The sequence below is a fragment of the Mahella sp. genome (assembly GCF_020054945.1).
Taxonomy (GTDB): domain Bacteria; phylum Bacillota; class Clostridia; order Mahellales; family Mahellaceae; genus Mahella.
Window position 1 is genome coordinate 1 of record NZ_JAIHAU010000067.1, and the last position, 10939, is coordinate 10939.

The 10939-nt window shown below is 42.5% G+C and carries 8 protein-coding genes and 1 pseudogene; 3 read left to right on the plus strand and 6 right to left on the minus strand.

Features of this window, described 5'->3' with window-relative positions:
• Positions 1-602: 602 nt before the first annotated feature.
• Positions 603-1265 carry an MtnX-like HAD-IB family phosphatase gene (locus tag JG770_RS10220; RefSeq protein ID WP_291958613.1) on the plus strand — a complete coding sequence of 221 codons (663 nt, stop codon included), beginning with the start codon at positions 603-605 and terminating at the stop codon, positions 1263-1265.
• Here JG770_RS10220 and JG770_RS10225 read toward each other — a convergent pair.
• From JG770_RS10225 to JG770_RS10250, 6 genes and pseudogenes are all read right to left on the minus strand, one after another.
• A complete protein-coding gene (locus tag JG770_RS10225; RefSeq protein WP_291958615.1) occupies positions 1243-4143 on the minus strand; it encodes a glycosyl hydrolase in 2901 nt (966 codons plus the stop codon). The two genes, JG770_RS10220 and JG770_RS10225, sit on opposite strands and share 23 nt — an antisense overlap.
• 65 nt (positions 4144-4208) lie before the next feature.
• Positions 4209-4556, minus strand: coding sequence for a sulfite exporter TauE/SafE family protein (locus JG770_RS10230; RefSeq protein WP_363321002.1), 348 nt, complete (start codon positions 4554-4556; stop codon positions 4209-4211).
• A 60-nt stretch (positions 4557-4616) separates the two neighbouring features.
• Positions 4617-4790 (minus strand): annotated as a pseudogene (locus JG770_RS10235) (TSUP family transporter); the annotation flags it as partial.
• Between the two features lie 128 nt (positions 4791-4918).
• Positions 4919-7552, minus strand: coding sequence for a valine--tRNA ligase (locus JG770_RS10240; protein WP_291958620.1), 2634 nt, complete (start codon positions 7550-7552; stop codon positions 4919-4921).
• Positions 7553-7575: 23 nt separating this feature from the next.
• The gene (locus JG770_RS10245) at positions 7576-8085 is read right to left on the minus strand and encodes a CDP-alcohol phosphatidyltransferase family protein (protein ID WP_291958622.1); all 510 of its coding nucleotides are present in this window, start codon (positions 8083-8085) and stop codon (positions 7576-7578) included.
• A 101-nt stretch (positions 8086-8186) separates the two neighbouring features.
• Complete coding sequence (locus JG770_RS10250; protein WP_291958625.1) at positions 8187-9428, minus strand: pitrilysin family protein; 1242 nt, start codon at positions 9426-9428, stop codon at positions 8187-8189.
• A 212-nt stretch (positions 9429-9640) separates the two neighbouring features.
• On the opposite strand from JG770_RS10250, the gene JG770_RS10255 reads away from it, so the two are divergent.
• Together JG770_RS10255 and larE are read left to right on the plus strand one after the other, a co-directional pair.
• Positions 9641-9928 (plus strand): metalloregulator ArsR/SmtB family transcription factor, encoded by a 288-nt coding sequence (locus JG770_RS10255; RefSeq protein WP_291958627.1) that lies wholly within the window; start codon positions 9641-9643, stop codon positions 9926-9928.
• Positions 9929-10053: 125 nt separating this feature from the next.
• The gene (larE, locus tag JG770_RS10260; protein ID WP_291958630.1) at positions 10054-10908 is read left to right on the plus strand and encodes an ATP-dependent sacrificial sulfur transferase LarE; all 855 of its coding nucleotides are present in this window, start codon (positions 10054-10056) and stop codon (positions 10906-10908) included.
• Positions 10909-10939 lie beyond the last annotated feature (31 nt).

The window sequence follows — 10939 nt, forward strand, 5'->3', positions numbered from 1 at the left end:
TGAGAGTCTTTTATTCTAGCAATGATTATATTCAATAAAGCCGTTATTTATAAAGAAAAATATCATCACTATTTCCCTTATAATAAACAACGCTGAGACACTCTTACTTACTATTTTTATTTTACCTCTCTAAACAAATATTTGCAATATATTTAAAGATATATTTTGGCATTTTTCCATAAACGGGATTTCGAGATTTAACAGTTGAAAATTTAGGATCCATAGAGCCGAGAAATGCTTTAAGCAAGCCGATTTCCGGCCAATATTTTGAAACGCTATGTTGTATGGTGTTTTTATCCAGTATATTCGATATTGACAAAATCCCAAGTTTGACAGTTGAAGAATTTAAAAGAGGCAAACAGGTATTATACCCGGGAGTTTAAGGAGCTAGTCCTTAATAGGCTTGAGCTGCCAACCAATAATACAGTAACAGGGCCCTTTTGTCAAAAACCATTTTAGCCCTTCAAAGCATTACAGGAATGCTTCTGAATTATTATATGTCACGATAGGCTTATAAACAATGGTTTATTAGCCAGCACTATTATTAGTGCTGAAAATATGATATAGTCTATATAGCAAAAACAACATTAAGGAAGGACTTTATGGATAAGAAATACGCTGTATTAACGGATTTTGACGGTACTATATCCACTCTGGATATAGGCGACCAGATCATACAAGAATTTATACGGGTGGATAACGGCAAACAATTGGAAAGTGATTTCCGCAATAAGGTTATAGGTTCAGCAGAACTGTACCGACGACTGTATGCAGGATTTCATGGTACCGAGCGAGATGTAGTCGAATTTGTCAAAGGCTTTTACCTCGACCCTTATTTTAAGCAATTTATAGGCTTTTGCCAACAAAATAACCTAGAGCTGGCTGTACTAAGCGACGGTTTTCAGTACTATATAAAAGCCTTGTTTGAAAAATATGGTATAAATATGTCGGACGTGACTGTATATTGTAATAGAGCGCATTTTGATGCAGATAGGGTCGTACTGGAATTCCCATATCAAAACCCATACTGCAGCATATGCGCCAACTGCAAGGCAGGAGCTTATATAAAATACAAGGACATAGGCTACGATGTTATATTTATAGGCGACGGTTTCTCTGATCGATACGTTGCCGAGAAAGCCGATATAGTATTCGCCAAAAGCCATTTGGCGCAATATTGCGAGAACAACAGCATAGCCTATATACCGTTTGAGGATTTTAACGATGTAATAAATTCACTGTCTATGATGTTATCATTATCTTAGGCTGCGATGATAAACCGAAACGCGTAAAGCAGTATCTATCCGTCCATATATCATCGCAGTCAGTATCGGCATCAGTCCAACCTTTACGGTTCGTAAAGCTTGACGGGCCGACAGCGTACAGCTCACCGGTTATATGATGATGCGGGCCCAATAGGTTCCGGCAGCTGCCCATCAGTTCTATTGCCAGAGTATTTTGTCCATTCTTTAGGGCATCGGTAATATCTATTTTATAGGGAGTCCACGGAATATTGCCGGCAACTTGTTCGTTTATCCATACTTTAGTAAGCACATCATCTGGTTTTGTGCATAAATCCAGATAAATCCTTTGCCCTGGTTTCAAATGAGGTACATCGATATGTTGAATGAGTCTTACATTACCTGCATAAAAGGCCAAACCCTGTGCGCTAAGATCGCCGGTTGTTACCGTAGCGGGCATCTGACGGCATATAAAGGGGCCATCGGCAAATACAGCCCTACGATCTCCATATCCGTAATCAGACATGCTGTATACACCAAAATGCCCTAACAGGTATATGCTCTCTATCTCAGTATCGTATGTTATTTTATTTGTCTGTGATTCATGAATATCAGGCGTCATTAAAAGTTGATAGACGTCATCGGAATATTCAAAGTCAGTTCTCAATATAACCTCATTTATGCCACAGCAAATAAAGCTAAATTTCAGCGCCACCCGGGCAGCCCGTCCCATGCGCAAAAGCATATCCTGTATAGCTATAACCGGCATCATCTCAGACCACGGCCCGGCATCTATCGATATACAGGCATAATCCAATGTCAGCGCATTATAATCTTCCAACTCTATATGCCATTGATCAGTCAAGATAGCCGGTATTTCTTCAGGCTGAGCAATACGCGATATCACCTTAGCATCGTCTGTTCCCTTCTTATCCAGCAATATAGCATAAGACTGCATGGGCATAAAATTCAATTCAATCGACGTGCTGCCTTCGGCATAATCCGCCGGTACGACCTCGTATTCCCCGTTTTCCAATCGGCATAATTTAGGATACCAGATACCATCTAAAGCTATACGCGCACATACACTATCGGTTTGACTTATATTGACCGCAAATATGAGCCTTTGACCGTCATCCATATACCTTTGCTGAACATATATATGGCTTGCGTCATCGCCGTTCTGATCATATATATTAAGCCCCAAATCGCTTAAAGCGGCCTTTAACTCACGCTTATCCGGCTCTATACACTTTACTTTCGATCTCAACATAACCAAATCATCGCTGTCCCGCCCATTGACAAGCATCGGAAAATTTCCTATTGATATAACCCTTCCGCCTGATTGAACAAAGCGCCGGAGCAATCGCACCGTAGCCTTGTCCAATGTGAAAGCCGGAGGTATAACCACTGCCTTATAACGCGCTTTGCCCACCGCAAGGATATGACCATCTACATCGGCATATTCGCTCAGTATGCTTTCATCGCCATAATCGTAATCTATATGTAATTCCATAAGCCAACGGCTCACATCGGCCAAAGCCTTATCGAGTTTCTTTATAGATTCATTATCGATGGGACTATATTCCATCCAAGCGCTGTGCAAAGGATGGAGTACTAAAACATTACATATATGTCGTCCTTCGGTTAGCAACAAGCTCAAACGCGCAAAATAATCGTTGAATAATTTATAATCAGGCCACCACGGTTGCTGGTAAAATAAGCTGGGGGGATAGTCCCTCTTTCGCAAGCCTTTCATGCTGTACCATTCAAGGTGCTGGCACATGGTATTTACGCCAAGTACATATTGCCATTCGGCTATCCACTTGAGCTCCTCAAAGCTGATATTCCAGCCCGAGCAACCGAACATTTCCGATATAATATGCTTTTGGCCCAATTGATGAGCTACCGACGATACCTGCTTGACTGTAATCGTTCCGCCTATGCGGCGCAATAGCCAGTCTATGCCAGGCATTTGCATATAATGATAAAAAGGCATGGCACCTGCCGTACCCTTCATTTGCGCCATCATATTGTCTTCAGACATCACATGCCCCGTAGATACTATGCTATGATTTCGGCACCAGTCCCCTATTTGCTTGCTGAAAGCCTCCGTAAACAGGCGATTGACGGTCTTCCAGAAATCATATCTTATGCTTTGATATCCTTCTACTTTATAAAACAGCGCGGGAAGAACTGAGATTATACTATATCCATGTTCATTTTCAAACTGTTCGGCCAAGGAAAATGACCACGGGATTTTGCCGGAGGCATACTGGGGCTCATCGGTAAATATACCTTTTATAACGCTGCCAAAGCTGTCCTTCATACGCTCATAATATACTTCGTGGGTATTATCTATAAAGGAACGTATGGCTTGTTCATTTAAAACATCCACATAGTAGGGGTTATTTACCCATCCTATATGCAGCATTACTTCTTTGGGGCCTAAAGCGGCAATACTTTCTTGTCCCGAAGCATATCTGAAAGTCCTATAACTATCGCCCAATATATATATACCGATCGTTCTATCAGTCCACGAAACATTATCCGATTCTAGCTGCCGACATTCCAACCATTTCTGCTGATAATCGATGCCCAAGCCAGGTACCTTGCCATCGGCAAAACCGCTCGGCCATCCATTTTCATCATAAAGCCACGGGCTTATGCCCTGCCGCTTGCCTTCCTCCACGCATACTTCGATGGCTTGCAGCCATTCATCAGACATATACGGCGTCTTTAAGCCGGAACGAGCATGCATAAAATAGCCGCCCAATCCTGCCTCCTTCATCTGCCCTATTTGCCAACGCAGCTCATCATCATTGAGTTTATCGTTTAACGCCCAAAAAGGTATGGCTCTATATTCTTCGGGCGGATTTCTCATCTGATCCTTCCAATCCAAAGCAGCAGTCCTCCTCAACATTCTTCAAACATTATTCTACCTTAATAGACGTCGATATGCAATACTTATGGTTTACGGAAGAATTCATATATGCCCATGATCATGAGAAATATGCCGAACGATATACGCAATGCCCTCGATGATAAGCCTATAGCCAGCCATGAACCTATCATGGCACCAGCTATGCCTGATATGGTAATCCATGTCGCCAGCTTATATTTTATATTGCCGTTTTTCCAATGAATCGCTATAGCTATCATAGCCGTAGGTATAAATGCCGTAAGATTGACGCTCTGGGCAACGTGCTGTTCTATGCCGCCGAATAAAATAAGAGCGGGTATAAGTATAGTGCCTCCGCCTATACCCATCCCGCTTATAATACCTGATAATAAACCTATGACAAATATCCAGATCAAAATATCATTCTCACCGCCGCTATGATCATAAATACCGCGAATATCTTACATAAATATGCTCACGACAGTAAGGGGAAGTATTATGGATAAAGCCGTTGCATGAGCATCATGCTCTTCGACGCCTAATATCATAGACATAGCCGGCACCACTATCATACCTCCCCCCGATCCAAAAAGGCCGTTGCATAAACCGGTAACAAACCCTATAGCTGCTATCTTTAAGGCCCTCATAAAAATACCCGCTTATAAAAATTCACGGCATTCTCGGAATCGATATTTCTTCGAAACATAATTTCTCAATATCTGTTCCTCAAATGCCGCTAATCATACTATAGCCTAAATGCCCCTGCTTTATGCATTTATTTTTCAAGATGCTCCAATCGCTCTTTTATACTGTCTATCATGGCCTGATATTGGGCTGCCTTATCTTTCTCGGCCTGCACTACCGCGGGAGGTGCCTTGGTGATAAAGCTCTGATTGGACAATTTTACCTTTGTTTTATCGAGTTCAGTACAAAGCTCATTATATTCCTTTTTTAAGCGAGCTGTTTCCTTGGCTATATCTACCAGTTCGCCCAACGGTATATATATCTCCGCTCGGCCGGTTACCGCAGACACCGCATCGGCAGATATATCGCTTTTATCAGACTTTATATTCAACCCACTTACGCCGGCCAACCTTTCTATATACTGGGCATTGGCTTGAAATATAGGCTCATAAGAAGAATTAGTAACCAATACGACTTTCGGCTTTCGGCCAGCTTCCACATTCATTTCAGCCTTTATATTTCGTATGGCTTGTATCACATCCATTATGGACTGCATATTATCTATGCTGTCTTCAAACATAAACTCTGCCTCAACGCGCGGCCATTCCGCAAGCATTATTGTATCACCCGATTTTGGCAAATGGTGCCATATTTCCTCGGTAATAAACGGCATGTACGGGTGCAGCAGCCTCAAGATACCATCCAATACATGGCACAGCACATAAAGCGTATTCGCCTTAACAGCCTCGCTCTGGTGAAGCTGTACTTTGGATAATTCTATATACCAATCGCAGTATTCGCTCCAGATGAAGTCATAGAGTTTTTGTGCCGCAAGGCCAAGTTCAAACCGCTCCAGGTTGGATGTTACTTCTTCAACCAACTGGCTGTAGCGTGCCAGTATCCACCTATCCGGCAGCGTTAACTCATCAGGCGACGGAGGCTCTATGTCTTGTCCATTTAAATTGAGCAATACAAACCTGGCCGCATTCCATATCTTATTTGCAAAATTACGGCTGGCTTCTACTTTATCCCAGTAAAAGCGCATATCATTGCCGGGAGCATTGCCGGTCACCAGCGTAAACCGCAGGGCGTCGGCACCGTATTTATCGATCACATCTAGCGGATCGACGCCGTTGCCAAGTGATTTGCTCATCTTACGCCCTTCATCATCGCGCACTATACCGTGTATAAGCACATATTTGAAAGGTATATCGCCCATATGTTCAAGGCCGGAGAATATCATACGCGCTACCCAGAAGAAAATGATCTCGTAGGCGGTAACCAATACATCAGTTGGATAGAAATACTCCAATTCCGGCGTATGATCCGGCCAGCCAAGCGTGGAGAACGGCCACAGCGCCGAGCTAAACCATGTATCCAAAACATCGTGGTCCTGCTCTATATCATCAGAGCCGCATTTATCACAGGTATCGGGACGTTGAGCCGATACTATGACATTGCCGCATACGTGGCAATAATACGCCGGAATGCGGTGGCCCCACCACAATTGGCGTGATATGCACCAATCCTTTATATTTTCTATCCAGTTAAAGTATATATTGGCAAAGCGCTGGGGAATAAACTGTATGCGACCATCGCGTACAGCTTTTATAGCAGGTTTAGCCAATGGCTCCATTTTGACAAACCACTGTTTGGACACTATAGGCTCCACTATAGTGGAACATCTGTAACAATGCCCCACATTGTGAACATGATTTTCAGTTTTATCTATAAGCCCTTGCGCTTCGAGGTCGGCCAATACAGCACGGCGAGCTTCATATCTCTCCATACCGCTATAACGGCCGGCGTTCTCATTCATATGCCCATCATCGGCCATGACGCGTATCACCGGTAAGTTATGCCTTGTCCCCACTTCAAAGTCATTAGGATCGTGGGCCGGTGTGATCTTTACGGCGCCGGTACCGAATTCCATATCAACATATTCATCGGCTATTACCGATATTTCCCTATTTATAAGGGGCAATATGACAGTTTTGCCTATAAAATCTTTATAACGCTCATCATTCGGATTTACAGCTACTGCTGTATCGCCCAGCATGGTTTCAGGCCTTGTCGTAGCCACCACTATATAACCTGAACCATCGGTAAACGGATAACGTATATGCCAAAGGTGCCCGTGCTCCTCCTCGTACTCGACCTCGGCATCAGACAACGCTGTTTTACACTCGGGACACCAGTTTATTATGCGATCACCGCGATATATCAAACCCTTCTCATACAATCGCACGAATACTTCTATAACGGCCCTACTACATCCTTCATCCATTGTAAAGCGTTCGCGCGACCAATCGCACGATACCCCGAGCCTCTTCAATTGAGAGGTTATGCGGCGGCCGTACCTTTCACGCCATTGCCATGCCCTATCCAGAAATTTTTCTCTGCCCAGATCATATTTTGTAAGGCCTTCTTTAGCTAGTTCATCCTTTATCTTGGCCTCGGTAGCTATGCTGGCATGATCGGTGCCCGGTATCCAAAGCGCATTATAACCCTGCATACGGCGCCAACGTATAAGTATATCCTGCAATGTATTGTTCACGGCATGGCCTATGTGGAGCTGTCCGGTAATATTGGGAGGTGGCATAACTATACAAAAGGGCTGTTTATTTTTATCCACTTCAGCCCTGAAATATCCTTTGTCCATCCATTCGGCATACCATTTATCTTCTACTTTTGACGGATCATAAGCTTTGCTCAATTGCTCCATATTATTCCTCCTGTCGATTCAGTTTATATCAGTTTATAATAATCGTACAGATATTTTATAAGCGAGGCCACATTAAGCATAACGGCTATTGTCAATATGACCGATGCATACGGCACATCGAACACGACTGCAACTATCGCTATATAAAATATCACTGCGGCTGTCTTACCGTACCAGCGCGAGTAAGCCACCACCTTTTTATTTTTATACAGTATGTAAGCACCCAAAGCCGTTATACATTCTCTCACCAATACTATAATAAAAACGATCCATGGTATCAAGCCGATGCTGGACAATGCAAACAGCATTGCCAGCAACATGGCTTTATCGGCTATAGGATCCAGTATTTTACCTAAATCGCTTATCATATTATAATGCCTTGCTATATAACCATCTAAAACATCGCTTAACTCGGCCAAAGTAAATACTAAAAATGAATACAAGATATTATTATTGTCCAAGCCATAAAAGGTATATAAAAAAACGCCTACCAGTCCCAGCCGAAAGGTAGTAAGCACATTGGGCAACGTCATCTTATATCTCCAATCCTAAATATATTAATGCATTCTCATCGCTAACATGGGCATATTATATCATACGATTGCTGCAAGCACAATAAGACGCGCCTCATTTTTTAATAATGCAAATCGTCGGGTATGCTGCCGACAAAGGCCGCACAGGTTACATCAGTATTGAATAACCGACTAGCCACAACATTCATCTGTTCCTCTGTAACATCTTCTATTTTTTGTAATATTTCATCCGGTGTATATATTCTGCCCATTACCAATTCGGCTCTGCCCAAAGCGCTCATGCGATTGCTGGTACTTTCTAACCCAAGTACATAGTTGCCCTTTAATTGCTCCTTGGCGCGCCTATATTCTTCATGGGATATACCATCTTTTGATATATTACGTATTTCTTCTTTTATAAGATAAATCACCTCATTGATTTGCGATGGATTTATAGCAGCATATACGCTGAACATACCGATATTAGGATAAAAAGATGGGTATGAAAATACCGAATAGGCCATGCCGCGTTCTTCCCTTATCTTCTGAAACAAACGCGAACTCATGCCCCCTCCTATTATATTATTCAAGGCTAATAGAGCATACATGTCAGGGTCGTCCTGCTTAAGCCCTTCTATAGATATGCAGCAATGGATTTGTTCTATAGCCTTTTCTCTTTTTAAAACAACTGGTTTCACAACGTGAGGGGGAAAGACAGGTTTACTCTTGGAATTATTATTCCATCCACCGAAGTACTTGTTTATACATCTTGTCAATTCGTCTTCATCATAGCTACCGGCCACAGCCAATACTGCATTGGATGGATTATACCACTGGTTATAATATTGTGTTATAGCCGTTTTATCCATATTCAGCACATTATATTGGTTTCCCAAAATAGGCATGCCAAGCGGATGTTCCCTGAAAAAAGCCTCGGCCATAAGTTCTTGAACAAGGTCCTCAGGCGAATCCTCAGTCATGTGTATCTCCTCTGCTATGACGGCTTTCTCCTTCTGAATATCGTCCTCACTAAGTTTAGGATTCAATACCATATCCGATAATAAATCCAATGCCACATCTATATGTTCATCCATGACCTTGACATAAAAGCATGTGCACTCTTTGGCAGTAAAACCGTTTATTTGGCCTCCCACACCATCTATTATATCGGCGATATCTTTGGCGCTGTGTCGATTCGTGCCTTTAAATATCATATGTTCTATAAAATGGGATACGCCGTTATTGTCCAACGTTTCGTTTATAGAGCCGCTGCCTATCCATAGCCCTATAGACACCGATTTAAAAAAAGGCAATTTCTCTGACACTACACGTAAACCATTGGGTAACAATTTTATCTGATACATTAATACTCCTCCTGCTATAACTAAAAATTGTTGCACATGATTTTGATTATATGCTATGTATATACTTTCTGCAAGACTTTTTCTGTGAAAAAATCAAGACTATTGTACACCGTTGCTTTTTGCTTGACAAAGCATGTTTTATAAAATATAATATATTCACAAATTCACATATATAAATGTATATATTTTATACAAAGAAATGAGGTGCGAGGTTGGGCAATGTAGATGAAATGTCCGATATGTTTAAGGCGCTAAGCGATCCTATGCGTTTGAAAGTCCTTAAATTGCTTCCCAAGCATGGCGAAGAAAAGGAATTATGCGTATGCGCATTGGCGGACGAATTGGGTATTTCGCAGCCAAATGTTTCTCATCATTTAAAGATACTCAAATCGGTAGGGCTGGTTAAATGCGCTAAGCGCGAAGGCTTTTCCTACTATGCCGTCAACATGGACAAAATAAAATGTTTATTCGACGATTTACAAAATGAAATAGAAAAATAATACAAGGAGAACGACGTAATGCAATACAGAGACTTCGGCAATATCGGCATAAAGATATCGTTATTGGGCTTTGGCGCTATGCGTTTGCCCATGGCAAACATAAACGGCAATACGGAGGTTCTGGGATGATAAATTTAAGCGATACAGATTTGCAAACCAAGTTGCAGAGGTTAAAAGACATACTGGCCGGCATGGGTAGCGCAGCGATTGCTTACTCCGGCGGAGTAGACAGCACTTTCCTCTTAAAAGTCGCACATGACATTTTAGGCGATAATGTCATGGCCATTACGGCTCGTTCTTCCACCTATCCCGAACGTGAATTCAACGAAGCCTGTGAGCTCATCAAGCAAATAGGCGCCGAACACGTGGTCATAATATCGGAAGAACTTGAAATAGAAGGCTTTCGTAGCAATCCTGTCAACCGATGCTATTATTGCAAGAAGGAATTATTTAATAAAATATGGGATGTCGCCAAAAAGCATGGTATAAACCATGTGCTCGACGGTTCAAATGTGGATGATACATCCGATTTCCGGCCCGGCATGAAAGCAGCCGATGAATTGGGCGTGGAAAGCCCGCTCAGACAAGCCGGTATGACAAAAAGCGATATACGCGCTTTATCCAAGGCCATGGGCCTTCCCACATGGAGCAAGCCCTCTTTCGCCTGTTTGTCGACGCGCTTTCCTTATGGTCAGCCTATAACCGAGGAGAAACTGAGCATGGTAGAACAGGCTGAGCAATTTCTTTTGGACAAAGCATTTGCACAGGTAAGGGTGAGACATCACGGCAATATCGCACGCATAGAAGTAGCTCCGGAAGAACGTCGTCGTTTTTTCGACGAGCATTTGATGGATGAAATAGCCGCACGTTTCAAACAGATAGGTTTCGCATACACGGCTCTGGACCTTGCAGGATATCGAACCGGTAGCATGAATGAAGTTTTGAAAGAAGAAATGCCCGATGAACGCACAACAACTTAAACAACTGCTCAACGATGTAAAAGATGGCCGG